The organism is Streptomyces sp. NPDC101178, from assembly GCF_044767965.1.
GTDB lineage: Bacteria > Actinomycetota > Actinomycetes > Streptomycetales > Streptomycetaceae > Streptomyces.
Genome location: NZ_JBIWOZ010000005.1, coordinates 79,639 through 103,784, shown reverse-complemented (window position 1 = coordinate 103,784; position 24,146 = coordinate 79,639). Strand labels below are relative to the sequence as shown.

Here is a 24,146-nt window from a genome sequence, read left to right as displayed (position 1 = left end):
AGGCGTCGTGGACGACTACGCGGGTCGGGTGCTTGCCGACCGCTACCGCCTTCCGCTGCCGCCGTCCGACGGGTACGAACTGGTCGAGACCCGGGCGTTCGACACATACAGCGGTCAGGAAGTCCTGGTCCGCCAGGTGCCGTTGCCGGAGATCGTGGACGCCGAGGTGGTCGACGCCGACGGCCGGGCCTCGGCGGGCGGGCGCATCACCGGGCGGGCGGTGCGGCGGAGTACGGAGCCGGCGGTCCGGCGGGCGATCGAGGCCGCGCAGGCCGCCGCTCAGGTGCCCGACCATCCGCGGCTGGACCAGGTCTTCGACGTGTTCGCCGAGGCCGGTTCGCTCTGGATAGTCAGCGAGCTCGTCGCCGCCCGCCCGCTCGCCGCGCTCCTCGCCGAACGCCCGCTGAACCCGTTCCGGGCCGCCGAGATCGGCTCCGACGTGCTCACCGCCCTGCGGGTGCTCCACGCGCACGGCTGGACCCACCGGAACATCACCGTCCGCACGGTCCTGGTCTGCGACGACGGCCGCGTGATGCTCACCGGCCTGGCGGCGGGCGCCGCCGAGGAGGCGCTCTGCGGATACGCCCCCGAGCCGCTGCCCGACGAGGAGCCGGTGGCGGGCGCGGAGTCGTACGGCGGCACCTCGGACGCGTACGGCGACGGGTCGGAACCGTACGGAGAGCGGTCGGAGTCGTACGGCGGAGGGGCGTCGGAGACGTACGGTGGCCGACCGGGGGCGTACGAGGCGCCTGGGGCCTATGCGGGGCCCGGGGTCGGTAACACCGATGACACGCTCGGGATACCGGTCGTCGAGACGGTCGACGCCGACGAGCCGGTGGAGCTGTCGGGCGCGCCGGACCGCCGTGGCGCCTACGCCCTGCCGCCGTCGGCCGACAGCCACGAGAGCCAGGAACTCCCGCTCGTACCGCCGTATGTGCGGGCCCAGCCGCAGGACCACGTCCGCCGCCCGGATGACCGGAGCGAGGGCCAAGGACAAGAGGCCCACGGCACCCCCGGCGGCCAGGAGCTCGTTCCGCGTCCCGCCACGCCCGCCGTGCCCTACACCCCCACGCCCCGGCCCCCCGCCGAGCCCGGAGCCGCGAGCGCCGCCCAGTTGCGGGCTGCCCGTGCCGGGGCCATCGCCGCCTACCGGGCCGGTGCGCGCGCCGCCGCCCGGGTCACCGAGGACCGTCAGCAGGCTGCCGGGACCACTCCGGCCAACCTCGCGAAGGAGGAGGCCGAGCCCCCGGCCCGCGAACCCTCGGCCCCCGAGCCTCCGGCGCCCGAAGCCGGAGCGACCGGCGTCCTCCCTCCGCAGCGCTCCGAACCCGGCGCCCCCGCCACCCCGGGCCTCCCCGGCCCCCGCCTGACCGGCCCCTGGGGCGGCCCGCCCGAGGACCCCTACGACGACGAGGACGAGGACGACGACGAGGAGGGCCCCCGTCCGCCCCGCCGTGTCCATCTCGCGGGCACCTGGGACGACGGGCCCGGCTCCGGCCGTCCCGTTCCCGCCGGCGGCTCCGGCGCGGACGCGCTGCGCGCCGACTCCCGCCGCCCCGGCCAGTCGTCCCTCGCCCCGGCCCCTCGCCTTCCGGCCGAGCGCGCCCCCTCCTCCACCTGGGAGGAGGCCGTCGCGGGCAGCGTCAAGACGGCCGTCTACCGAGGCCCCGCCACTCCGCTCGCCGCCGAGCGCGCCCGGCAGGCCCGGATCGCGGTCGTCGGGCCCGTCACCGAGCGCTGGGCGCCCGAGCAGGCCGGTCCGGTCCACGACAACTGGCAGCTCGCGCCGCCCATCGGTCCCTCCACCGACCTGTGGGCGCTCGGCGCGCTGCTCTACCGTGCGGTCCAGGGCCACGCGCCCTACCCGGAGGAGAGCGCGGCCGAGCTCGTCCAGATGGTCTGCGCCGAGCCGCCCGCCTTCGCCGAGGAGTGCGGCCCGCTGCGGCCCGTCGTCGAGTCGCTGCTGCGCCAGGACCCCACCGAGCGGCCGGACTTCGAGGAGCTGCGCGGCTGGCTGCGCTCGCTCGTGCGGTCCGCGCCCGAGCCGGAGGCGGGCACCGACGTCGTCCCGCTGCCCGCGCCCGACGCCACCCGGCTCCCCGTCGTACGCCGTCGCGGCGAGCTGGTCCGCAGGCGCCGTGGCCGGTTCGGCGGCGGCTCGGCGCACGGCCGCCACCGCCAGGGCAAGCGGCAGCGGCAGCAGCTGGAGAAGCAGCGCGCCGCCGAACGCCACGACCTGCGGCAGCCACCGCCGCGCCACGAGTCGCTGCTGCCACCCGGTCCCGACCAGGGCCGCGCCCACCCGGCCGACGCCTGGGAGTCCCGCCCGTCCCGCGCACCGCGCGAGCCCAAGGGCCCCCGGGTGCTGCGCGAGCCCTCCCGGCCGCGCGACGGGCGCTCGCCGCGCCACCTCGGCCGGCTGCTGCTGATCCTCATCCTGCTGCTGATGGCCGCGGCCATCACGTACGCCTTCCTCTTCATGCCCAAGCAGGAGACCGGGTCCCGACAAGGTGCGCCGGGGCAGCCCACCGGCTCCGCCGCGCCACCACCGGCCGCCTCCGGCTCACCCGCACCCTCCGACGGCGCCGGCTCCGACCCCGGCTCCCAGCAGCCGCAGACCAGCCGTTCCGCCGTCGCGCTCGCCCCCGGCTACACGCTCAGCAAGGACGCGGAGGGCTTCGAGGTCGGCGTACCGAAGGGCTGGCAGCGCAGCCCGGCCAACGCGGACCGTCAGATCCGTTACAGCAGCGACGGGTTCACGCTCCTCGTCGTGCCCGGCCGGGACACCGTGAAGGAGGGCGGCAGCGATCCGCTGGACTACCAGCGGGTCAAGCAGCCCGAGCTCCAGCCGTTCCGGGACTCCAGCTGGGCCACCTCCTCCGGGCTGCGCCGGGTCGACGTGGGCCGACAGGCCATGGCCGAAGGGCAGTTCACCTGGCAGGACAGCGGCGGCCGCGAGGTCTACGTCCGCAACCTGGCCATGATCGTCGACGGCCGCTACCACATCGTCCAGGTCATCGGCCCGGAGAACGAACGCGACAAGGTCACCGAGATCTACCAGCAGGCCATCGCCTCCTACCGGGTCAACGCCTGACCACACGTCATCGTGGGTCGGCCGCCAGGGCCGTTGTGCGATGTCGACAACCATCACAGTGCGGTCTCGTGGGCGATCCCCCGTTCCGTCCCGCCGCCCGCGCTCCGTAATCTGGCAAGCTGAGGAACGGGGGCGGGGACACAGGTGGACCGATCACAAGGCACGGCCGCGGGACTGGTGCTGGCGGGGCGTTACCGGCTGGGCGAGGAGCTCGGCCGCGGCGGCATGGGCAAGGTCTGGCGCGCCCATGACGAGGTGCTGCACCGCACGGTCGCCGTCAAGGAGTTGACCGCCGGGCTGTACGTCGCCGAGGCCGACCGGCTCGTCCTGCACGCCCGTACGCAGAAGGAGGCACGCGCGGCGGCCCGCATCACGCACCCCGGCGTCGTCACCGTCCATGACGTGATCGAGTACGACAAGCGGCCCTGGATCGTCATGCAGTACGTCGACGGGCCCTCGCTCGCCGACGAGGCCAAAGCCAAGGGCGAGATCGCGCCGCGCGAGGCCGCCAGGATCGGCCTGCACGTCCTGAGCGCGCTGCGCGCCGCGCACAGCGCCGGAGTGCTGCACCGGGACGTCAAGCCCGGCAACGTCCTGCTGGCCCGGAGCGGGCAGGTGCTCCTCACCGACTTCGGGATCGCCGCGATCGAAGGCGACTCCACGATCACCAGAACCGGTGAACTGGTCGGCTCCATCGACTATCTGGCGCCCGAACGGGTACGCGGCGGCGACCCGGGACCCGCCTCCGACCTCTGGTCGCTCGGCGCCACGCTGTACACCGCGGTGGAGGGCCGATCGCCGTTCCGGCGCACGTCCCCGATCTCCACCATGCAGGCCGTCGTCACCGAGGAACCGCCCGCGCCCGTCAAGGCCGGTCCGCTCGGACCCGTCATCACCGCGCTCCTCCGCAAGGACCCGGCCGGCCGGCCCACGGCCGCCGAGACCGAGCAGATGCTGCTGGACGCCATGGAGGGCCGGCAGCCGCGCGCGGCCCAGGAGTACGTGCCGACGCAACGGGTCACGGAGGAGGGCCGGTACGGATACGCGGGCCCGGACGGCTCCACCGCCCGGATCCCCGGAACGCCCGGCGCCGACGGCCCCCCGCACTTCCCCGCCACCGGCCCCCCGCACCTCCCCGCCACCGGCCCCCTCACCGGCCCCGGCTCCGCCCCCGTCACCCGGCGGGCCGGCTCCCGGCGCTGGCGCACGGTCCTCGTCGTGGTCGTCGCGGCGGCGATCCTCGGGGGCGCGGGCGGGCTGGCCGCGATGAAGTACGGACAGGGCGCCTCGGCCAGCGGCCGGACGACCACCCCCACCCCCACCACGTCCGGCACCCCCCGGACGTCCCCGCCCGCTCCCACCACGCCCGCGCCCGAGATACCCGACGGCTGGCGCCGGGTCGACGATCCGGCGGGCTTCAGCCTCGTCGTACCGGAGAACTGGACGCGCGAGGTGAACGACGGGCAGATCGACTACACGCCGGACGGCGGGGCCCACCGCATCCGGATCAGCGTCGACCCGGACCCGGACTTCGACCATCCGTATCTGCACATGCGGAACATGGAGCAGCAACTGGCGGAGCGGCTGCCGGGGTACCAGCGGATCGTGCTGGAGAAGAACACCTTCCGCGACCGGCCCGGCTCGCTCTGGGAGTTCACCTGGCACGAGACCAAGGATCACCCGGGGCCCCGGCACGGAATCGACCAGATGTACTACGGCGGTTCCGGCGGCCCCGAGTACGCGCTGTATCTGACCGCGCCGCAGGAGGGCTGGGACGCCAGCCGCGAGAAGTTCGACATCATGCTGCGCAGCTGGCGGGCGCCGGGCGAGCAGGGCTGAGCGGGCGCCGGGGGGAGCAGGGCTGAGCGGCCGCCGCGCCCTTCGGTGTACGCCGAGGGCCGAAATTCGGCGCGGCGGACCACGGCATGGCCGCTCACGCCTCCGTATAGGCCCTGATCAGCGGTTATGCCGCCAGCGATCACTGGCTCGATCGGCTGGACGGTCCGAGGTGGGCGTCGGGTCCTGTGAAAAACTGTTACCCACGGGTACCCAAAGGGTGCGGCTGGACATACTCTCGGCCTCATGACGGACTCGCAGGCCCCTGACGCCCCCCTCGGTACGAACCCCGTCGCGGTCGCCCCCGCCGGCGTGCGCACCGCCGCCGACGTGGTCACCCCCGAGGTGATCGCGCAGCTGATCCGCGGCGTCGTCGGATCGGGCCGCACGGCCAACCACTCGCCGTTCACCGGCGAGAAGCTGGCCGACCTGCCCGAGTCCACCCCCGAGGACGTCGCCACCGCCTTCGACCGGGCCCGCGCCGCCCAGCCCGCCTGGGCCGCCACCCCCGTACGGCAGCGGGCCGCGATCCTCCTGCGCTTCCACGACCTGGTCCTCAGCCGCCAGTCCGAGGTGCTCGACCTCATCCAGCTGGAGACCGGCAAGGCCCGCCTGCACGCCCATGAGGAGGTCCAGGCCGTCTCCGTCGCCGCCCGCCACTACGGGCGCAGGGCCGCCGCCTACCTCAAGCCGCGCCGCCACACCGGGGTGATCCCGACCCTCACCAAGGTCACCGAGCTGCGCCAGCCGCGCGGCGTCGTCGGCCAGATCGCGCCCTGGAACTACCCCTTCGAGCTGTCCGTCGGCGACGCGCTGCCCGCCTTCGTCTCCGGCAACGCGGTCGTGATGAAGCCCGACACGGAGACCGCGCTCACCGCGCTCTGGGCCCGTGACCTGCTCATCGAGGCCGGACTGCCCGCCGAGGTCTTCCAGGTCGTGCTCGGCGAGGGTCCGGTCGTCGGCCCGGAGGTCGTCAGCCGCGCCGACTACGTCTCCTTCACCGGCTCCACCCGCACCGGCCGCGAGGTCGCGATCGGCGCCGCCTCCCGCCTGGTCGGCGTCTCGCTGGAGCTCGGCGGCAAGAACGCCATGCTCGTCCTGAAGGACGCCGACGTGGAGAAGGCCGCCGCGGGCGCCGTCCGCGCCTGCTTCTCCTCCGCCGGGCAGCTCTGCATCTCCATCGAACGGCTGTACGTCCACGAGTCGATCGCCGACGACTTCGTGCAGCGCTTCGCCACCCGGACCAAGGCCATGCGGCTCGGCGCCTCCCTCGCGTACGGCGCCGACATGGGCTCCCTCGTCGGGGAGCGGCAGCTGGAGACGGTCAGCCGGCATGTCGCCGAGGCCGTCGAGAAGGGCGCCACGCTCGTCGCGGGCGGCGTCGCGCGCCCCGACATCGGCCCGCTCTTCTACGAGCCGACCATCCTGGACGGCGTCGAGGCGCCGATGGCCGTCTGCACCGAGGAGACCTTCGGCCCGGTCGTCTCCCTCTACCGTTTCAGCGACGAGGACGAGGTGATCGCACTGGCCAACGCCACGCCGTACGGCCTCAACTCCAGCGTCTGGACCACCGACTCCAAGCGCGGCCACCAGGTCGCCGCCCGGCTGCGCACCGGCACCGTCAACATCAACGAGGGTTTCGCACCGGCCTACGGAAGCGTCCAGTCCCCGATGGGCGGCATGAAGGACTCCGGCCTCGGCCGGCGCCACGGCTCGGAAGGCATCCTCAAGTACACCGAGGCACAGACCGTCGCCCAGCAGCGGCTGATCCCGCTCGCCCCGTCCTTCGGCATGGACGACGAACAGCACGCCGCCTTCATGACCCGCAGCCTCAAGGCGATGAAGGCGTTCCGGCTGCGCTGAGCGCCGTCGCCGTTCCCCGTCCTTCCGCCCCGATTCCGTAGTGAGGAGCGCCATGTCCCAGGACAGCCCTGCCCAGAATCAGCCCGTGAGCCATGTGCCGGCCGAGGACGACGCCGCGTACGACTACGACGTCCTCGTCGTCGGCTCGGGGTTCGGCGGCGCGGTGTCGGCGCTCCGGCTGACCGAGAAGGGCTACCGCGTCGGCATCCTGGAGGCGGGCCGCCGCTTCACTCCCGGCACGCTCCCGAAGACCTCCTGGGATCTGAAGAACTACCTGTGGGCCCCGGCGCTCGGCCTCTTCGGTATCCAGCGCGTCCATCTGCTCGGCAACGTCATGGTGCTCGCGGGCGCCGGGGTCGGCGGCGGCTCGCTCAACTACGCCAACACGCTGTACGTGCCGCCCGCGCCGTTCTTCGAGGACCGCCAGTGGGCCGCGATCACCGACTGGCAGGACGAGCTGAAGCCGTACTACGACCAGGCCCGCCGGATGCTCGGGGTCCGCCTCAACCCGACCATGACCCCCTCCGACATCCACCTCAAGGCCGCCGCCGAGGCGATGGGCGTCGGCGACACCTTCCACCTGGCCCCGGTCGGCGTCTTCTTCGGCGACGGCAAGGACGCCGACGGCACCGCGAAGGCCAAGCCCGGCGACACCGTCCCCGACCCGTACTTCGGCGGCGCCGGACCCGCCCGCAAGGCCTGCACCGAGTGCGGCGAGTGCATGACGGGCTGCCGCCACGGAGCGAAGAACACCCTCAACGAGAACTACCTCCACCTCGCCGAGCGGGCCGGAGCGGTCATCCACCCCATGACCTCCGTCGTCGCGGTCACCGACGACCCCGAGGGCGGCTACCGCGTCCTCACCGTCCCCACCGACCGCCGCCGCAAGGCGAAGCCCACCAGGCTGCGCGCGCGCAAGGTGGTCGTCGCGGCCGGCACGTACGGCACCCAGACCCTGCTGCACTCCATGAAGGACCGCGGCCTGCTGCCCCGGCTCTCCGCGAAGCTCGGCGAGCTGACCCGGACCAACTCCGAGGCGCTGGTCGGCTCCCAGACCAGCGACCGCCGCTACCGCAGGAAGCACGGCACCGCCAAGGCCGACTTCTCCCAGGGCGTCGCGATCACCTCCTCGATCCACCCCGACGACAACACCCACATCGAGCCGGTCCGTTACGGCAAGGGTTCCAACGCCATGGGCGCGATGTCGATCCTCCAGGTGCCCTACGGGGCCCACCGGGTGCGCGGCTGGCTCGCCAACATGGTCAAGCACCCCACGCTCGCCGCGCGTTCGCTCTCCAACCACCACTGGTCGGAACGCACCATCATCGGCCTCGTCATGCAGTCGCTCGACAACTCGCTGACCACGTACCGCAAACCGGGCGGCATCGGCAAAGGCCTGCTCACCGCCCGCCAGGGCCACGGCGCGCCCAACCCGACCCAGATCCCGGAGGCCACGCGCAGCGCCTCGCTCCTCGCGGAGGAGATCAACGGCTTCGCCGGCTCCAACGTCGGTGAGCTGATGGGCACCCCGCTCACCGCCCACTTCCTCGGCGGCTGCCCGATCGGCGCGAGCGCGGACGAAGGCGTCATCGACCCGTACCACCGCCTCTACGGCCACCCCGGCATCAGCGTCGTCGACGGCTCGGCGATCTCCGCCAACCTGGGCGTCAACCCGTCGCTGACCATCACCGCTCAGGCCGAGCGCGCCATGTCGCTCTGGCCCAACAAGGGCGAGGCGGACCCGAGGCCGGAGCAGGGCGGGGCCTACGAACGCCTCACCCCGGTCGAGCCGCTGGCGCCGGCCGTGCCGAAGGACGCGTTCGCGGCGCTGAAGCTGCCGTTCCTGGGCATCCCCGTCGTCCCGCCGAAGGGGACGGCGGAGGCCGGGACCGAGGTGAAGGGCGTCGGGAACACCCCCGTACCCAATCCGTGATCTTGCGGAGGACAACTGTTCGGGGAGCCGCGCGGTCCAACCCGTACTGCCTCACAGCAGTCACACAGCGCCCGCCACGTACCAGAGGTCCCCGATGACACGCTTCTCCCCGAGAACCGCGCTGCGCAGCGCGGCCGGTTCTCTCGCCGCCGCAGGCCTGCTGGCCGCGGCCTCGCTCGCCGTGGCGGCCGCGCCGGCGCAGGCCGAGGCGGCGCCGGTGTTCACGCTCGGCGGTCCGGCCGAGACCGGGCTGCACCCGTATCCGGAGAGCGGCCGGCCGAAGGCCGCCACGGTCGGGATCACGCTCAACAACCCGTCCGAGGACGAGGAGAACGGCGGCTTCGGCGGTGACTTCACGCTCACCTTCGACCTCAGCGGTGTCGCCGGTGTCGCCGATGTGGCGTTCGACGGCGAGTCGGGTCCGGAGTGCGAGGTCACCGGCGCGAAGGCGGTCTGTGAGGACTGGGGCGTCTGGCCCGGCCTCCAGGGAGCCGCCGACCTCGTCGTCACCGCCGCCGACGGCAGCGAGGACGGCGACACCGGCACGATCACGGTGACCGGCGAGGCGGACGGCGTCACCTTCACGCCGTTCACCACCCGGCTCACGGTCGGCGGCCCCGACCTCGTGATGAAGCAGCTGCCGTTCAGGACCCAGCTGACTCCGGGGGAGAAGCAGCAGGCCCCGATCACCTTCGCCAACCGCGGCACCAGGGACGCCGACGGGGTCCTGCTCACCCTGCGGTACTCGCGCGGCCTGGACATCCCGCAGCGCTACTCCAACTGCGAGTACACGGTGGACGACCCGGCCCAGCCGGACTTCGGCTGGACCACGGCGCTCTGCTCCGTCCCGGGAGCCTTCGAGGCGGGCGCGACGTACACGCTGGCGACCCCGCTGACGCTGGAGGCCACCGAGCGCGCCTTCTACGACACCTTCCTCTACCGGATCGAGGAGAACAGCGCCGCCCAGCGCACCGCCCAGCGCGCGGGCGCCCGCTTCGAGCGCGGTGACGGCGCCGTGCTGAAGGCGGTCCCGGTGAGGACGGGCGCCGCGGCCAGGAGCGCGGACCTGGACCCGTACGACAACCAGCAGGAGGCCGACTTCCGTACGGCGAACACGGCCGACTTCGTGGCGTACGGCGACAAGGTGGCCGGGACCGAGGGCTCCACCGTGCAGGCCGTCATCGGGTTCCGCAACGAGGGCCCGGCGTGGATCGGCTACATCCGCTCCGGCGAGGCCGTCGCCACCGTCGACTTCACGGTCCCGCAGGGCACGACCGTCACGGCCAAGCCGGACCGCTGCCGCGCGGTGACGGCCGCCGGCGGATACCGCGAGGACCAGAAGAGCCCGGCGCCGCGCTACGTCTGCAACACCTCCATGACCGTGCGGGACGGGGCCGGACTCGATCTGCCCTTCGAGCTGCGGATCGACGAGGCGATGGTCGGAGCGGGCGGCGAGGTCACCGTACGCAACACCTGGCTGCAGGACCCGAAGCTGCCGTTCGACCCGAAGCCGGCCAACAACACGGCGTACCTGATCGTGAACGGCGAGGGCGAGGGCGCCGACTCCGGCGGTACGACGGACGGCGGCAACGACGGCGGCTCCGGCGAGCCGTCCACGCCGCCGACCTCGGCGCCGGACCCGGAGGAGAGCCCGTCGGAAACGTCCGACCCCTCCGAGTCCGCACCGGCCACCACGTCCGGCGGCGGCGCGGCGGGTACGACGGGAGGCTCGGGGGGCGGCCTCGCCTCGACGGGATCGACCGTTCTGATCGCCTCGGGCACGGCGGCCGGGGCGCTGGCGGCGGGCCTGGTGCTGTTCACGGTCGTACGGCGACGGGCCGCGCGGCAGAGCTGAGAGGAAGAGCCGCGGAGGAGGGAGCGGGCCTCCGGCCGGAAAGGACGGTCCCGATGCGGCCGACCCGGGCGTCCCCGGGCACGGCCGCACATGGGGTGACCGGGCCGCTGTCCCCTGCGGACCGGTCACGTGCGCCGGGATGTGGTCCCACGACGTACCTCTGCGGTACGTCACACGTCCCGGCGGAGCCACGCGTGGTTTTCCACCGATGCCGCCCCTGGTTGGCACGGACACCGGGACCAACGAAGGCGCGCCGGTCCCGGTCACGCGCCGTACGGGTGAGACGGGCACCGAACGCAGATACGGTCCTGCGCCCGCCGTCCCACGCCTCACATCCGGCCCTCCAGGCCCGCGTCTCACACCCGGTCCCTCAGACCTTGCGCCTCACATCCGGCCCTTCAGGCCTCGCGTCTCACACCCGGCCGCGGCACAGCTCCAGCAGGGTCATCGCCAGAGCAGTACCCGGCTTGCCCAGTGCGTCCCTGTAGTGGCCGAGTACGGCCGTCTCGCGGGAGAGGTTGACCCGGCGGCCGCCCGAGGTGATGCGGGCCTCCTGGATCACCGCCGAGACGGCCATCCGTTCCTGGACGAGGCCGATGATCCGGTCGTCGAGGGTGTCGATGCGCTCACGGGCGCCGCCGATCAGGGTGGCGGCCTCGTCGGTGTGCGCGCCGGTCCGCTCGGCGGGGGTGGCGGCGGTGCTGTTCATGGTGGTGACTCCCGGTGGGGTGGCGGCCCCCCGGGGCAACGGGCCCGGACACGCGAGGCGCCCCGGGCCGATGGCCCGGGGCGCCTGGAACGTTGCTTGTCAGTAGCTCAAGCAGCACGACCATGGCAGCCGGCGGGCCGGATGCCATAGGTAAAGACGAAGATCGTGTGCTGACGCATGGCAGACAGTATGGCCCCGGCCCGGCGGCCTCACCAAGCCGGGGCCCGCATCCTGAGACGTGAGGGCATCGGCTCCTGAGACGTGAGGGCGGGCGCTCCCCGCATCACCGGCCCGGCGGAGGGGTCACGCACGGCCGGTAGAATCGGAAGAACCGACCCCCTTCACCACCGCCGGAAGGCCGCCCCGTGCCAGCAGCACCCCCCGCCGCCCACGACACCACGGCCGACGTGGTCCTCGTCGTCGACTTCGGCGCGCAGTACGCCCAGCTCATCGCCCGCCGGGTCCGCGAGGCCCGGGTCTACAGCGAGATCGTCCCGTCCACCATGCCGGTGGCGGAGATGCTGGCGAAGAACCCGCGCGCGATCATCCTCTCCGGCGGCCCGTCGTCGGTGTACGCGGAGGGCGCGCCCTCGCTGGACCGCTCGCTCTTCGAAGCCGGGGTCCCGGTCTTCGGCATGTGCTACGGGTTCCAGCTGATGGCGACCACCCTCGGCGGCACGGTCGACGACAACGGGGCGCGTGAGTACGGCCGCACCCCGCTGCACGTCACGAAGGCGGGTTCGACGCTCTTCGAGGGCACGCCCACCGAGCAGCCGGTGTGGATGTCGCACGGCGACGCCTGCTCGGCGGCGCCGGAGGGCTTCACCGTCACCGCCTCCACGGACGTGGTCCCGGTCGCCGCCTTCGAGAACGACGAGAAGAAGCTGTACGGCGTCCAGTACCACCCGGAGGTCATGCACTCGACCCACGGGCAGCAGGTCCTGGAGCACTTCCTCTACCGTGGCGCGGGCATCGAGCCGAACTGGACCACCACCAACGTGGTCGAGGAGCAGATCGCCCTCATCCGCGAGCAGGTCGGCGACAAGCGCGCCATCTGCGGCCTCTCCGGCGGCGTGGACTCCGCCGTCGCGGCGGCACTCGTCCAGAAGGCCATCGGCTCGCAGCTCACCTGCGTCTACGTCGATCACGGCCTGATGCGCAAGGGCGAGACCGAGCAGGTCGAGAAGGACTTCGTCGCCGCGACCGGCGCGAAGCTGAAGGTGGTCGACGCCGAGAAGCGCTTCCTGGACGCGCTGGCCGGGGTCTCCGACCCGGAGCAGAAGCGGAAGATCATCGGCCGCGAGTTCATCCGCGTCTTCGAGCAGGCCCAGCTGGAGATCCTCCAGGAGGAGGGCCCCGAGGTCGCCTTCCTGGTCCAGGGCACGCTCTACCCGGACGTGGTGGAGTCCGGCGGCGGCACCGGCACCGCCAACATCAAGTCCCACCACAACGTCGGCGGCCTCCCCGACGACATCGAGTTCCAGCTCGTCGAGCCGCTGCGCCAGCTGTTCAAGGACGAGGTCCGGATGGTCGGCCAGGAGCTGGGCCTGCCCGAGGAGATCGTCCAGCGCCAGCCGTTCCCCGGCCCCGGCCTCGGCATCCGCATCGTCGGCGAGGTCACCAAGGACCGCCTGGACCTGCTCCGCGAGGCCGACGCCATCGCCCGCGAGGAGCTGACGGCGGCCGGCCTGGACCGTGACATCTGGCAGTGCCCGGTGGTCCTCCTCGCCGACGTCCGCTCGGTCGGCGTCCAGGGCGACGGCCGCACCTACGGCCACCCGATCGTGCTGCGGCCGGTCTCCTCCGAGGACGCCATGACGGCGGACTGGTCGCGCCTGCCGTACGAGACGCTGGCGAAGATCTCCACCCGCATCACCAACGAGGTCGCCGACGTCAACCGCGTCGTCCTCGACGTGACGAGCAAGCCGCCGGGGACGATCGAGTGGGAGTGACCTCCCGGGTTCGTGTGAACCCCTAGGGTTCCCAGGTCAACGCCGATGCCGTCGCCCATCCGTCCGGGCGGCGGCATTGCCGTACCCCCACCCCTTCCCCTCACCCCCACCCGCCGGTAACTTCCGATCCCGTACGCCCCCGGGAAAGTGAGGAGCCGCCATGTCCGAGCCGCCCGCCGTGCCCGCCCCCGCGCCCATCCCCGTGGAGCAGCTGCACTTCGCCATGCCGCCCGTGCACGCGTCGCCGGACGAGGAGCGGGCGTACCGGAGGCAGCGGCTGGCCGGGGCGTTGCGGTTGTTCGGGGAGTACGGGTTCGAGGACGGGGTCTCCGGGCACATCAGCGTGCGCGATCCGGAGCTGGACGACTGCTACTGGGTCAATCCGTTCGGGGCGTCCTTCGCCGGTATCGCTCCGCAGGACCTGATCCTCGTCAACGGGGACGGGCAGGTGGTCCAGGGGCGGTTCCACGTCAACCAGGCCGCCTTCGCCGTACACGCGGCCGTGCACCGGGCCCGGCCGGGGGCCGTCGCCGTGGCGCACACCCACTCCACCCACGGACGGGCGCTGGCCGCGCTGGGGGAGCGGATCGAGCCGATCACGCAGGAGGCCTGCGCGTTCTACGAGGACCTCGCGCTCTACGACGCGTACACCGGTGTCGTCGTGGACGAGGAGGAGGGGCGCCGGATCGCCGAGGCGCTCGGGCCGCGCAAGGCCGTCATCCTGCGCAACCACGGGCTGCTGACCGTGGGTGACTCGGTGGACGCGGCCGCCTGGTGGTTCCTGACCCTGGAGCGCGCCTGCCAGGTCCAGCTGCTGGCGCGCGCCGCCGGGAAGCCGGTGCTGATCGACCACCGGGACGCCCTCACCACCCGTGACCAGCTCGGCAGCGACCTGGTGGCGTGGATCAACTACCAGCCTCTGTGGCAGCGGATCAGTCGAACGTTCTGACGGTATCCGTTCGTGTCCGACCCGATGCGGGAGGCGCCCGTCCCGTACGGCACAATTCGCTGATATCACAGGTGAGTTGGCTGTACCGGGGTGGGAAAGGGCGTAAATCTCCGTGGTGTTGGACGAGGCAAGGGCGAGCGGCACGCACGGCGGAGGCTGTACGTGCGGCGACTGCCCGCACGGAGCACGCGAGGGGCACCGGCGCGCGGTCGCCGCGTTCCTCGCCAAGCGGGACGAACTGGCCGCCGGGAACGGTCTGCCCGCCGGAGTCGCGCAGTCCGCCTCCGCGTCCCGGCAGTGGGTCTCCGACGAGCTGACCGAGTCGGCCCGTACCGTCGCCGAACGCGGCCGGGCCGCCGGAGACGTCTGGCTCCTCCAGGTGTGGCGGTCCACGCTGTTCGTCGTCTGGGGCGCGGTGCTCGCCCTGCTCGTCGGTGCGAGCCTCACCGCGATCGGGCCCGGCTGGACGACCGCCCGCACCGCCGCGCTGGCCGCCGCGGTCCTCACCGCCGCCCTGCTGACCGTCGCCGCCCGCTTCCACCGCGCCCGCGGCGGCCTCCTCGCCCCGCTGATCGGCGAGGACAACCGGCTCTCCACCTCCAGGACCGTCGCCGCCGCCTGGGTGCTGCTCACCGTCTACGCCGTTCTGGTCCTCGCCCTCCAGCTGGCAGGCGCCTCGGACCCGGAGAGCCGGGACGCGCTGATCGAAGGGCTCGACCTCGTGCGGTCCGCCGGTGTGGTGGCCGTGCTGGCGCTGGTGTGCGCCGTCGCCGTCGTCGTACGCCGGGTGGTGACCGTACGGGTGCTGGGCCGGCGGCTCCAGAAGCTGCGCGCGGACCGGCCGCGCGCCGCCGACCTGCTGACCGACGACTCCGGGCGCGGCTCGTTCACCGATGTGCAGTACGTGCTGGTGAGCGCCGTCGCCGTGCTGTTCGCCGCCGTCCGGCTGGCCCGCCGCCCGGAGCAGCTGCCCGACCTGCCGTGGGGCCTGGCCCTGCTGGTGGCCGTCTCGGCGGCGACGTACTTCGCCGGGAAGTACGCGGAGGGCGGCCGTCCGGTCGTGCTCTCCGTCGTACGGGCCCGGGAGGCCGGGGACCTGGACGCGCCGATCCGGACCGGCGACGACATCGAGATCCGGGGCGCGGGCTTCGTACCGCCGGGCGCCGGCACCCCCGACCGGCTGGCCCGGCTCGTCGTACGGATCGGCACGGTCCACGTCCACGTACCGCTGATCCCGGTCGCCGGAGGGTTCGCCAACCCGACCGACACCGTCCTCACCGTGCCGGTCCCCGTCGAGGTCGAGCCGGGGACCGTGGACGTCCAGGTGGTCACCGCCGCCGGAGTGGAGACCGACCGCTGCTCCATCGACGTCACGGACTGACCACATCCGCTTCCCGCCTCTGGTGAGCGCCGCCGTACAGGCGTACGTATGGTCGGATGACGGGTCTTCGGGAAGCGGGGCAGTGGTGATGAACGGTTACGGCGGCGGCAACGGCGGTCGGTACGGTACGGGCGGGCCGGGAGGGCTGCGGGAGCGGGCGGGCCATTACGCCCTGCTGCCGCTGCGGCTCTTCCTCGGCGTCACCTTCGTCTACGCGGGGCTCGACAAGCTCACCGACAGCGGCTTCCTCTCCGCCACCGGCCCCGGCTCGATCGGCGAGCTGATGGACACGGTCCGCGACTCCTCCGCGATCCCCGCCCTCGTCGACCTGGCGCTCAAGAGCCCCGAAGGGTTCGGTTACGCCATCGCGATCGGCGAACTCCTCGTCGGCCTCGGCACCCTGGTCGGCCTCTGGGCCCGGCTCGCCGCGCTCGGCGGGGCGCTGATCTCGCTGAGCCTGTGGCTGACGGTGAGCTGGCAGTCGACCCCGTACTACTACGGCAACGACCTGCCCTATCTGATGGCGTGGCTGCCCTTGGTGCTCGCGGGCGCCTCCATGTTCTCCGTCGACGCCTTCCTCGCGTCGCGGCGGCGCCGCAGCATGTAGGCGGTCCAGGTCGCCGTGGCAGCCAGCCAGAGGCCGCCGAGGAACACCGGCAGGAAGAAGGCCCAGGTGACCTCCCAGGCCCCGGCCGCGTCGGCCGCGTACCCTCCGGCCAGGGCCAGCATCGTCAGACCAGCCACCGCCCGTCCGGGCCGGAACTCATGACGCAGCACGGCTGACCTCCACCTGTCCGACTCCGACTTCCACTTCGAGTTCGATCGTCCCGGCCGGCTTGCCGCCCTCCGGTGGCGGAAGCGTCCGCTGCGTCGACTGGTCGCTGTTGATGCGGACCTGGACCCGCAGGCCCTCCTCCAGCCGGATCTCCCCGAGACCGGCCTCGGCCCGCACCTTCACGGTCACGTCCTTCGGCACGACGACGGCCGCCCGGCCCGCCCCGACCTCCAGCCGGGTGCGCACGGTCCCGCCCGGCGGCACCACCACGGTGGACAGGTCCAGCCGGGCATCACCGGTGCCCAGTTCGTACCGCTGCTGTACGGCGGTGACCTCGGCCGGACGCCACTCCTGGCGGGCCCAGTCCGTGCTGATCTCCTTCGGCAGCAGCGTAGCGCCGGCCAGCAGCACCGCCGTGACCATCGCCAGCAGCACCGTGCCGAACCCGGTCCGGCCCAGCGCGGAGGAGACCAGCAGCCCGAGCCCGAAGACGGCGAGCGCGGCCACCAGGCCCATCTGCAGCACCGTGCCGAGCGGCTCGTGGGCCCAGCTCAGCCAGGTGGTCAGACCGCCCGTCACCAGCGCGGCCAGGAAGACGAGCCCGCCGATCGGGCGCGGTCCCGGCGCGGCGGGGGCCGGAGCCGGCGGCCGGAACGGGGCGTCCACGCTGGGACGCCCGGCCCGGACCGTCTCCCGCGCCGCTTCCGGGTCGGTGTCCGAGGGGCCCCAGAGATAGCCCGAGCCGACCGGCCCCGTCGTCCCGTCCTTGACGATCGGGTCCCGCCACCACGACGGGCCGCCCGGCTTCGGCGGCGCCTTCACCTCCGGCGGCGGCGAGCCGAGGCCGCCGGTGTGCGAGGGGGCGGGGGCGGTGGGGGTGCCCGGCGGGGCCGCCGGGTCCTCCGGCGCCGACGCCCTGCGGGACTGCGTCCACACCGAGCAGCCGACCACCGCCACCGACAGCAGCGCCGCGAACGCCAGCATGCCCCGGTTGCCCAGCATCGACAGGAAGAGCCCGCACCCGATCAGCGCCAGCAGCAGCGCCACCAGCGACGCCCCGTCGACCCGGCCCGACAGCAGCCGGCGCGCCTCGTTCTCCTCCTCGCCCTCCAGCGGCAGCAGGAGCCAGGCGAAGCCGTAGAAGATCAGGCCGATCCCGCCGGTCGCCGAGAGGACGCCGAGCACGATCCGGAAGATCACCGGGTCCACGTCGCAGTACCGGCCGAGCCCGCCGCAGACCCCGGCCACCATCTTCTGCCGCGGGCTGCGGCGCAGCTGCGGTCCGGGCGCGTCGGGGGGTGCGACGCCGGGGACGGCGTCCGAGGGAGCGGTCATACCTCCATGGTGACGGCCCGCACCCGCTGGTGGGAGCCGCGCCGACCCTGGCCGGTCCCTGATTTTGCGCCGGGCCGTCCCGCAGGGGGTGGGCCGCCAGGTTTCCCGCAGGGGTGCCAGGGGTGCCATGGGCGGCGAGGGCGCGGTGGGACCGGCGAGGGCGCGGTGGGACCGGCGAGGGCGCGGTGGGACCGGCGAGGGTAGGGCTGGCCTCAGGGTCGATCAGGGGGACTACCCTGATGCCTCGCGCCCCCGCCGCGTGTGACGATCGGGGTATGCCAGCCGCCACCGCCCGAGCCGCGCACAGCTCACTCGCCTCCGACCCGGAGGAGCCGCCGCTGCGCAAGCTGTACCGCAGCGCCGACGGGCGGATGCTGGGCGGCGTCGCGCGCGGGCTCGCCGGGCACCTCGGGCTGCCGGTCGCCTGGGTCCGGTTCGTCTTCCTCGGGCTCTTCCTCAGCGACGGCCTGGGCGCCCTGCTGTACGCGGTGTTCTGGATCGTCGTCCCTCTCGGCGTCGGCGGAGTCGGCGGCGTCCACGCCCCGCGCTCGGTCTTCGAGACCGCCGCCGACGGCCGGCGCAAGCTCCGCAAGCCGGACCCGGGCCAGGTCTTCGCCCTGGTCGCCCTCCTCGTCGGGGCCGTCGTCTTCGTCGTCAACGTCGATATGGGCAGCGAGGCCGACCGCTACATCTGGCCGACGCTCCTCATCGGCGCCGGCTCCGTCCTCGTCTGGCGCCAGGCGGACAACGCGCGGCGCGCCCGCTGGATGGAGGTCGGCCGCCGCCGCCGGCTGCTGCAACTGGCCCGCGCGCTCGCCGGAGTCGCCCTCGTGGGCCTCGGCCTTGCCGTCTTCATGGTGGTGCGCGGCTCGGCCGCCCAGCTGGGCAACGTCCTGACCGCCGCCATAGCCGTCCTCACCGGCATCGCCCTGCTCGCGGGGCCCTACCTGGTCCGGATGGTCCAGGACCTCTCCGAGGAGCGGCTGATGCGCATCCGCGCCCAGGAGCGCGCCGAGGTCGCCGCCCACGTCCACGACTCCGTCCTGCACACCCTCACCCTCATCCAGCGCAACGCGGACGACGGCGGCGAGGTCAGACGCCTGGCCCGCGCCCAGGAGCGCGAGCTGCGCAACTGGCTCTACAACCCCGAGGGCACCGGCAAGGACGAGGACGACGAGCCGGAGACGCTCGCCGAGGCGGTCAAGCGGGCCGCCGCCGAGGTGGAGGACAAGCACGGCGTCCCGCTGGAGGTGGTGGTCGTCGGCGACTGCCCGCTCGACGACAAGCTGGGCGCCCAGATGCAGGCCGCGCGCGAAGCGATGGTCAACGCCGCCAAGTACGGTGGCGAGGGCGGCGCCGTACAGGTCTTCGCCGAGGTCGAGGGCGCCACGGTCTTCGTCTCCGTGAAGGACCGGGGTCCGGGCTTCGACCTGGACGAGGTTCCCGCCGACCGCATGGGCGTACGAGAATCAATCATCGGCCGGATGCAGCGCAACGGCGGCACTGCCCGGCTGCGTTCGGTGCCCGGCGGGGGCACCGAGGTCGAGCTGGAGATGGAAAGGGCGAGCGAATGACCGAGAACACCGAAGCCACCGGGGGCCCGGAGCGACGGGTACGGGTCGTGCTCGTCGACGACCACCGGATGTTCCGCACCGGCGTCCAGGCCGAGATCGGCCGCACCGAGGAGACCGGCGTCGAAGTGGTCGGCGAGGCCGCCGACGTCGACCAGGCGGTCACCGTCATCACGGCCACCCGCCCCGAGGTCGTTCTCCTCGACGTCCACCTCCCGGGCGGCGGCGGTGTCGAGGTGCTGCGCCGCTGCGCCCCGCTGATGGGCGCGGCCGACGACCCGGTCCGCTTCCTCGCGCTCTCCGTCTCGGACGCCGCAGAGGACGTCATCGGCGTGATCCGCGGCGGCGCCCGCGGCTATGTCACCAAGACGATCACCGGCACCGACCTGGTCGACTCCATCTTCCGGGTCCAGGAGGGCGACGCGGTCTTCTCGCCGCGACTGGCCGGCTTCGTCCTGGACGCCTTCGCCTCCACGGACGCCCCGCCGGTCGACGAGGACATGGACCGACTCACCCAGCGCGAGCGCGAGGTGCTCCGGCTCATCGCCCGTGGTTACGCGTACAAGGAGATCGCGAAGCAGCTGTTCATCTCGGTGAAGACGGTCGAGTCGCATGTCTCGGCGGTGCTGCGCAAGCTCCAGCTCTCCAACCGGCACGAGCTGACGCGGTGGGCGACGGCGCGACGGCTGGTCTGAGCCGAGCGGGGCGGGCCGGGCATCGCTCAGCCGCGCTCCGGCCTCAGAGGGGCAGCGAGATGTTGACCTTCTCGCCGACCCTGCGGTAGCCGATGCCCGTGTAGATCCGTTCCACGTCGGCGTCGCCCGGCTCCAGCCAGACGGCCCGGCACCCCTGGTCCAGGGCCCGTTCGGTCAGCCAGGCGGAGAGCGCGGCGCCGACGCCCCGGCGGCGGAAGGGGGCGGCTACGGCGAGGCCGACCAGTTCGCTGAGGCCGTCGACGGGGAGGGTGCAGCCGCCCGCCCCGGCCGGTGCGCCGTCCAGGACCGCCAGGGCGGCGACCCCGTCACCGGCCGCCGTCGAGCGCAGCCCGGTGATCGTTCCCGGCTCGGGTTCGCCCGCGCCGCCGAAGCCGTGGTGCTGGACACGGGCGGCGTCGGTGAATTCCGTATCGGTGGCGGGCACGGCGATGCGCAGGCCGTCGACCGGCTTCGGCGCACGGAGGTCCTCGGGAGCGCAGACGAGCAGCGGGGCCCGGTTCTCCACGGTGAACCCGGCGGCGAGCAGGGCCGGTTCGACGGCCGGGGCCCAGGCGGGCAGGAACTCCAGGCGCGGCAGCCGCGCCCGCTCCCGGAACGCCGCGACCAGGGCCGCCACGTCGTCCGCCGTGGGTTCCGCATCCCGGTCGGGGATGGCGTAGTTGGCGTACTTCAGCTCCCAGCCCGGGTTGTACCGGACGGTGAACGGACCCACCCGGTAGTGGCCGGGGGAGCGCAGCGTGAGCGTGCGGGCGTACTCCTGGACGGCGTTCGCCATCGACATGCGGGACGTTCCTTCTGGGCGGGAAAGGTCGGCGCGGGGGACTATGCCACCCGGGTCGCCCCCGCGAAAGGCATCTGATCGATCGGCGCGATCCGTACCGGGGCGCCGGGGCGCGGGGCGTGGATCATCTGGCCGCCGCCGATGTAGAGGCCGACGTGGCTGATCCCGGAGTAGAAGAACACCAGGTCGCCGGGGGCCAGCTCGGAGCGGGAGACCCGCCGGCCGGCGTTGATCTGGGTGTAGGTGGTGCGGGGCAGGCTGACGCCCGCCGCCTGCCAGGCCGCCTGGGTCAGCCCGGAGCAGTCGAAGGCGCCTGGACCGGTCGCGCCCCAGACGTACGGCTTGCCGATCGCGCCGTGCGCGAAGGAGACGGCCCTGGCCGCGCGGGAGTTGGGCGCGGCGACCGAGGCGCGGGGTGCTGAGCGGTCGGCGTGCGCGCCCGCGCCGGCCCGGTCGGCGGAGGTCGCCGGGCCGCCGCCGTGGGCCGCGTCGGCGGCGCGCTCGTACGCGGCGCGCTCCTCGGCGGTGAGGGTGGCCAGGAGCCTGCGGGCGTCGGCCAGTTTGGTCTGGATCGCGGTGCGGTGTTCGCGCAGTTCGGCGCGGCGGGCGGCGAGCGCCTCGGTCTCCTGGTCGGCGCGGGCCTTGACCCGGGCGATGCCGGAGAGCTGGCGCCGGATCCCGCTGAGCAGGCTCGCCTGCCGGTCACCGGCCCGGTCGAGGTGGGCGGCGCGCTCCAGGTAGCTGTCGGGGTCCGAGGAGAGCGCCAGCTGCACGGCGGGGTCGAGCGCGCCGGTGCGGTACTGGGCGGTGGCCATCGAACCGAGCGTGTGGCGGGCCGTGTTGAGGCGGTCGGTGCGGCGGGCGGCCTCGTCGGCCAGGGTGTCGACGGCCTTCCTGGCGGCCGCCTCCTTCTCCTTCGCCCCGTTGTACTTCTCGGTGGCGACCTCGGCGTCGTGGTAGAGCCGGTCGACCTTGGCCCGGACCTGGGCGGCGGTGGGCGCGGGCTCGGTGGGTGCGGCCCCGGCCCCGGTGGCCGAGGTGGCGGTGGCGGCCCCGGCGAGCGCCAGGGTGGCGGCGGTGCGGGCAGCAGGGCCGGAGAACGGGCGCTGCTTGGGTTTCCGGTGAGCGGATTTCCGGTGCGCGGCCACGGGAGCGGCGTCCTTCCTGTCGGCTGCCCGCCGGGGGATACCGGCAGGTCCGGCAAGGACGCTATGCCGGGCGCACGGAAAAGGGTCGCCATGACAGCTATTGCCCGCATGTGACGCTTCGGCGTCGACGGATGACCGTAGACGCAGATACGGAATTGATCATTCCGGCAGGTTCGGACGGAGAGCACACAGTTCCGGTGAAGGCGTCAAGGAAGGCTTGCCTCACTGCCGGGTAAAGGTTTGGCCATGGCTAGGCTCCGGACCATGAACGCACTGATCGGCGTCTTCGTCGCGCTGCACATCATCGGCATCGCCTCCCTGCTGGGCGGCTTCCTGACGCAGATGAAGGCGATGGGCGCGGGCACCGCGCGCTTCGTCCCCGCCATGCTGCACGGCGCGCTGACCATGCTGGTCACCGGCGTCGCGCTGGTCGGGCTCAACCAGGCCGACGACCAGGCGGTGAACAACATCAAGATCGGCGTGAAGCTGGCGCTCCTCGTCGTCATCCTCGCGCTCGTCTACGTCAAGCGGGACGACGAGAAGGTCGGGAAGGGCGCGTTCGCGGCGGTCGGCGGACTGACAGTCGCCAACATCTTCATCGCCGTGCTCTGGACCTGAGGGATCTGAGGGACCTGAGGGACCTGTGAGGCGCCCCGGGGTGCCCCGGGGCGGCCGCTTGGAAGCGACCGCCCCCTCGGCGCTACGCCGGACGCACGCTGCCGTAGATCGGCATGGAGTAGATCGACTCCTCGCGGACGTTCGCTCCCGGCTTCGGCGAGTGGATCATCATCCCGTCGCCCTTGTAGATGCCGACATGGCTGATGTCGTCGTAGAAGAAGACCAGGTCCCCGGGTTGGAGGTCGGACGTGGCGACCCGCGTGCCCACCTTCACCTGGTCCCAGGTGGTCCGGGGCAGCGTGACGCCGGCCTCCCGCCAGGCCGCCTGGGTCAGCCCCGAGCAGTCGTACGAGGACGGGCCCGACGCCCCCCACACGTACGGCTTCCCGATCTGGGCGCGCGCGAAGGCCAGCACCTTCTCGGCCTTGGCGGAGTAACCGCTGCCGGCCCCGGTGCCCGTGCCCGTACCGGACCCCGGACTCGTCCCCGTACCGCTGCCGGAACCGGAACCTGAGTCGCTGTCTCCGCCGGACTCCTTCGCGGCCTCCTCGCGCGCCTTCCTCTCCGCCGCCTCGCGCTCCTCGCGCTCCTTGGCCTCGGCGGCCTGGCGGGCGGCGAGGCGCTCGGCCTTCTCCTTGGCCTCGGCCTCCTTCTTGCGCTCCAGCTCCGCCAGCCGCGCCTTCTCCTCCGCGGTCAGCCGCGCGAGCAGGGACCGGGCCTCGGTGAGCTTCGTCTGCACCTTCTGCTTGCTGGAGCGGAGCGTGGTCTGCGCCTCGGTGAGCGACTCCAGGCTCTGCACGGCCTCCGCCCGCTTCTTCGATGCCGCGGCCTGCTGCGTACGGAAGTCGTCGACGGCCTTCTGCTGCCGCTCGGTCGACCGGCTCATCAGCCGGCTCTGGTCGAAGTACGCCTGCGGGTCGTCCGCCAGGAAGAAGGTGGCGGTCGGCGCGATGCCGCCGGTGCGGTACTGCTCGGCCGCGAAGGCGCCCAGCTCCCGGCGGGCCTCGTTGATCTTCTCGGTCCGCTTCGCCACGTCGGAGAGCAGCGTGTCGACCTTGGTGCGCTGGGCGGTGGAGGCGGCCTTCGCCCGGTTGTACTGCTGGGTCGCGCTGCCCGCCTGCCGGTAGAGCTCGTCGACCTTCTTCTGCACGTCCTCGATGGCCGGCTTCGGCTCGGCGGGGGCCGCGGTCGCGCTCTGCGTGGAGAGCAGCGTCACCGAGGCCAGCGCGGCCGTCGTGAACCCGACGGCAGGGGTGGTCGTGCGCACCTTCGTGCGCGGCTTGCGATGCGATGCCAAGACCGGCATCTCCTTCCGTGGACCGCCTACCGGGTTAGCTGTCGGGTTCGGACGGAACGGAAGGCTGTCCTACGGTCCGTTGTGCGAGGGTACGGACCGATTCACCCCGGTTGTGCGTGTGGGTCCCCGGTTCCGAACTGCTGGGAGGCAGCACGGATTCGGCAGAGGTGGCCGTGAGACGCGGTTCGTCTCAGGGAGATTACGGATCACCTGACCGAGCACGCTAGCCAACCGGTGGTACCGCTGGGAAGGAGGATGAGCGATATGCCCGATACATTTTCGTGACCTTTCCGGATCCGGGTCCCCCGCACCCCCTCCGACCGGGCCTTCCTT

Annotated in this window: 18 protein-coding genes and 1 riboswitch; of the genes, 12 read left to right on the top strand and 6 right to left on the bottom strand. The window is 73.1% G+C overall.

Going from position 1 to position 24,146, the window contains the following annotated elements; genetic code table 11:
* Positions 1-7 precede the first annotated feature (7 nt).
* The 5 genes from ACIRR8_RS16175 to ACIRR8_RS16155 all read left to right on the top strand — a co-directional run bounded on the left by ACIRR8_RS16175 (position 8) and on the right by ACIRR8_RS16155 (position 10,581).
* Positions 8-3,094, top strand: coding sequence for a protein kinase (locus ACIRR8_RS16175; protein ID WP_404065486.1), 3,087 nt, complete (start codon positions 8-10; stop codon positions 3,092-3,094).
* Positions 3,095-3,238: 144 nt separating this feature from the next.
* Entirely contained in the window at positions 3,239-4,933 is a 1,695-nt protein-coding gene (locus ACIRR8_RS16170; protein ID WP_404064560.1) for a serine/threonine-protein kinase, read from the top strand.
* Between the two features lie 243 nt (positions 4,934-5,176).
* Positions 5,177-6,793, top strand: coding sequence for a succinic semialdehyde dehydrogenase (locus ACIRR8_RS16165; RefSeq protein ID WP_404064557.1), 1,617 nt, complete (start codon positions 5,177-5,179; stop codon positions 6,791-6,793).
* Positions 6,794-6,845: 52 nt separating this feature from the next.
* The gene (locus ACIRR8_RS16160; RefSeq protein WP_404064554.1) at positions 6,846-8,726 is read left to right on the top strand and encodes a GMC oxidoreductase; all 1,881 of its coding nucleotides are present in this window, start codon (positions 6,846-6,848) and stop codon (positions 8,724-8,726) included.
* 94 nt (positions 8,727-8,820) lie between these two features.
* Positions 8,821-10,581, top strand: coding sequence for a peptidase (locus tag ACIRR8_RS16155; protein ID WP_404064552.1), 1,761 nt, complete (start codon positions 8,821-8,823; stop codon positions 10,579-10,581).
* A 412-nt stretch (positions 10,582-10,993) separates the two neighbouring features.
* Here the strand turns inward: ACIRR8_RS16155 and ACIRR8_RS16150 are convergent, their stop codons facing one another.
* Positions 10,994-11,290 carry a chorismate mutase gene (locus ACIRR8_RS16150; RefSeq protein WP_404064550.1) on the bottom strand — a complete coding sequence of 99 codons (297 nt, stop codon included), beginning with the start codon at positions 11,288-11,290 and terminating at the stop codon, positions 10,994-10,996.
* A 365-nt stretch (positions 11,291-11,655) separates the two neighbouring features.
* Here ACIRR8_RS16150 and guaA point away from each other — a divergent pair, with 365 nt between their 5' ends.
* The 4 genes from guaA (at position 11,656) to ACIRR8_RS16130 (ending at position 16,179) form a co-directional block, all read left to right on the top strand.
* Complete coding sequence (gene guaA / locus ACIRR8_RS16145; RefSeq protein ID WP_404064547.1) at positions 11,656-13,242, top strand: glutamine-hydrolyzing GMP synthase; 1,587 nt, start codon at positions 11,656-11,658, stop codon at positions 13,240-13,242.
* 160 nt (positions 13,243-13,402) lie between these two features.
* Positions 13,403-14,191 (top strand): class II aldolase/adducin family protein, encoded by a 789-nt coding sequence (locus ACIRR8_RS16140; protein WP_404064545.1) that lies wholly within the window; start codon positions 13,403-13,405, stop codon positions 14,189-14,191.
* A 112-nt stretch (positions 14,192-14,303) separates the two neighbouring features.
* Positions 14,304-15,572, top strand: a complete 1,269-nt coding sequence (locus tag ACIRR8_RS16135) for a hypothetical protein (RefSeq protein ID WP_404064542.1) — start codon at positions 14,304-14,306, stop codon at positions 15,570-15,572.
* A gap of 88 nt (positions 15,573-15,660) precedes the next feature.
* On the top strand, positions 15,661-16,179 hold the full coding sequence (locus ACIRR8_RS16130) for a DoxX family protein (protein ID WP_404065484.1): 519 nt from the start codon (positions 15,661-15,663) through the stop codon (positions 16,177-16,179).
* Here ACIRR8_RS16130 and ACIRR8_RS16125 read toward each other — a convergent pair.
* Both ACIRR8_RS16125 and ACIRR8_RS16120 read right to left on the bottom strand, forming a co-directional pair.
* Positions 16,086-16,349: a hypothetical protein gene (locus tag ACIRR8_RS16125; RefSeq protein WP_404064539.1), complete on the bottom strand. Its 264-nt coding sequence runs from the start codon at positions 16,347-16,349 to the stop codon at positions 16,086-16,088. The genes ACIRR8_RS16130 and ACIRR8_RS16125 overlap by 94 nt on opposite strands.
* Positions 16,336-17,682, bottom strand: coding sequence for a PspC domain-containing protein (locus tag ACIRR8_RS16120; RefSeq protein WP_404064536.1), 1,347 nt, complete (start codon positions 17,680-17,682; stop codon positions 16,336-16,338). Before ACIRR8_RS16120 ends, ACIRR8_RS16125 begins: the two co-directional genes overlap by 14 nt.
* 275 nt (positions 17,683-17,957) lie before the next feature.
* Here ACIRR8_RS16120 and ACIRR8_RS16115 point away from each other — a divergent pair, with 275 nt between their 5' ends.
* Positions 17,958-19,256 carry a PspC domain-containing protein gene (locus ACIRR8_RS16115; RefSeq protein ID WP_404064533.1) on the top strand — a complete coding sequence of 433 codons (1,299 nt, stop codon included), beginning with the start codon at positions 17,958-17,960 and terminating at the stop codon, positions 19,254-19,256.
* Positions 19,253-19,948: a response regulator transcription factor gene (locus tag ACIRR8_RS16110; RefSeq protein ID WP_028416635.1), complete on the top strand. Its 696-nt coding sequence runs from the start codon at positions 19,253-19,255 to the stop codon at positions 19,946-19,948. Before ACIRR8_RS16115 ends, ACIRR8_RS16110 begins: the two co-directional genes overlap by 4 nt.
* A 43-nt stretch (positions 19,949-19,991) precedes the next feature.
* Here ACIRR8_RS16110 and ACIRR8_RS16105 read toward each other — a convergent pair whose 3' ends face one another.
* A complete protein-coding gene (locus ACIRR8_RS16105; protein ID WP_404064530.1) occupies positions 19,992-20,750 on the bottom strand; it encodes a GNAT family N-acetyltransferase in 759 nt (252 codons plus the stop codon).
* A gap of 41 nt (positions 20,751-20,791) precedes the next feature.
* The gene (locus ACIRR8_RS16100; RefSeq protein ID WP_404064527.1) at positions 20,792-21,898 is read right to left on the bottom strand and encodes an NlpC/P60 family protein; all 1,107 of its coding nucleotides are present in this window, start codon (positions 21,896-21,898) and stop codon (positions 20,792-20,794) included.
* Between the two features lie 264 nt (positions 21,899-22,162).
* On the opposite strand from ACIRR8_RS16100, the gene ACIRR8_RS16095 reads away from it, so the two are divergent.
* Positions 22,163-22,516 carry a hypothetical protein gene (locus ACIRR8_RS16095; RefSeq protein ID WP_404064525.1) on the top strand — a complete coding sequence of 118 codons (354 nt, stop codon included), beginning with the start codon at positions 22,163-22,165 and terminating at the stop codon, positions 22,514-22,516.
* Between the two features lie 82 nt (positions 22,517-22,598).
* On the opposite strand, the gene ACIRR8_RS16090 is transcribed toward ACIRR8_RS16095, so the two are convergent.
* The gene (locus ACIRR8_RS16090; protein WP_404064522.1) at positions 22,599-23,822 is read right to left on the bottom strand and encodes an NlpC/P60 family protein; all 1,224 of its coding nucleotides are present in this window, start codon (positions 23,820-23,822) and stop codon (positions 22,599-22,601) included.
* Positions 23,821-23,987: riboswitch (cyclic di-AMP (ydaO/yuaA leader) on the bottom strand. Its footprint overlaps the gene before it by 2 nt.
* Positions 23,988-24,146 lie beyond the last annotated feature (159 nt).

Excerpts from the sequence above, each read along its gene's own strand:
- ACIRR8_RS16165 (WP_404064557.1), top strand. The coding sequence starts at position 5,177 with ATGACGGACTCGCAGGCCCCTGACGCCCCCCTCGGTACGAACCCCGTC.
- ACIRR8_RS16160 (WP_404064554.1), top strand. The coding sequence starts at position 6,846 with ATGTCCCAGGACAGCCCTGCCCAGAATCAGCCCGTGAGCCATGTGCCG.
- ACIRR8_RS16155 (WP_404064552.1), top strand. The coding sequence starts at position 8,821 with ATGACACGCTTCTCCCCGAGAACCGCGCTGCGCAGCGCGGCCGGTTCT.
- ACIRR8_RS16150 (WP_404064550.1), bottom strand. The coding sequence starts at position 11,290 with ATGAACAGCACCGCCGCCACCCCCGCCGAGCGGACCGGCGCGCACACC.
- ACIRR8_RS16140 (WP_404064545.1), top strand. The coding sequence starts at position 13,403 with ATGTCCGAGCCGCCCGCCGTGCCCGCCCCCGCGCCCATCCCCGTGGAG.
- ACIRR8_RS16130 (WP_404065484.1), top strand. The coding sequence starts at position 15,661 with ATGAACGGTTACGGCGGCGGCAACGGCGGTCGGTACGGTACGGGCGGG.
- ACIRR8_RS16120 (WP_404064536.1), bottom strand. The coding sequence starts at position 17,682 with ATGACCGCTCCCTCGGACGCCGTCCCCGGCGTCGCACCCCCCGACGCG.
- ACIRR8_RS16115 (WP_404064533.1), top strand. The coding sequence starts at position 17,958 with ATGCCAGCCGCCACCGCCCGAGCCGCGCACAGCTCACTCGCCTCCGAC.
- ACIRR8_RS16110 (WP_028416635.1), top strand. The coding sequence starts at position 19,253 with ATGACCGAGAACACCGAAGCCACCGGGGGCCCGGAGCGACGGGTACGG.
- ACIRR8_RS16105 (WP_404064530.1), bottom strand. The coding sequence starts at position 20,750 with ATGTCGATGGCGAACGCCGTCCAGGAGTACGCCCGCACGCTCACGCTG.
- ACIRR8_RS16095 (WP_404064525.1), top strand. The coding sequence starts at position 22,163 with ATGAACGCACTGATCGGCGTCTTCGTCGCGCTGCACATCATCGGCATC.
- ACIRR8_RS16090 (WP_404064522.1), bottom strand. The coding sequence starts at position 23,822 with ATGCCGGTCTTGGCATCGCATCGCAAGCCGCGCACGAAGGTGCGCACG.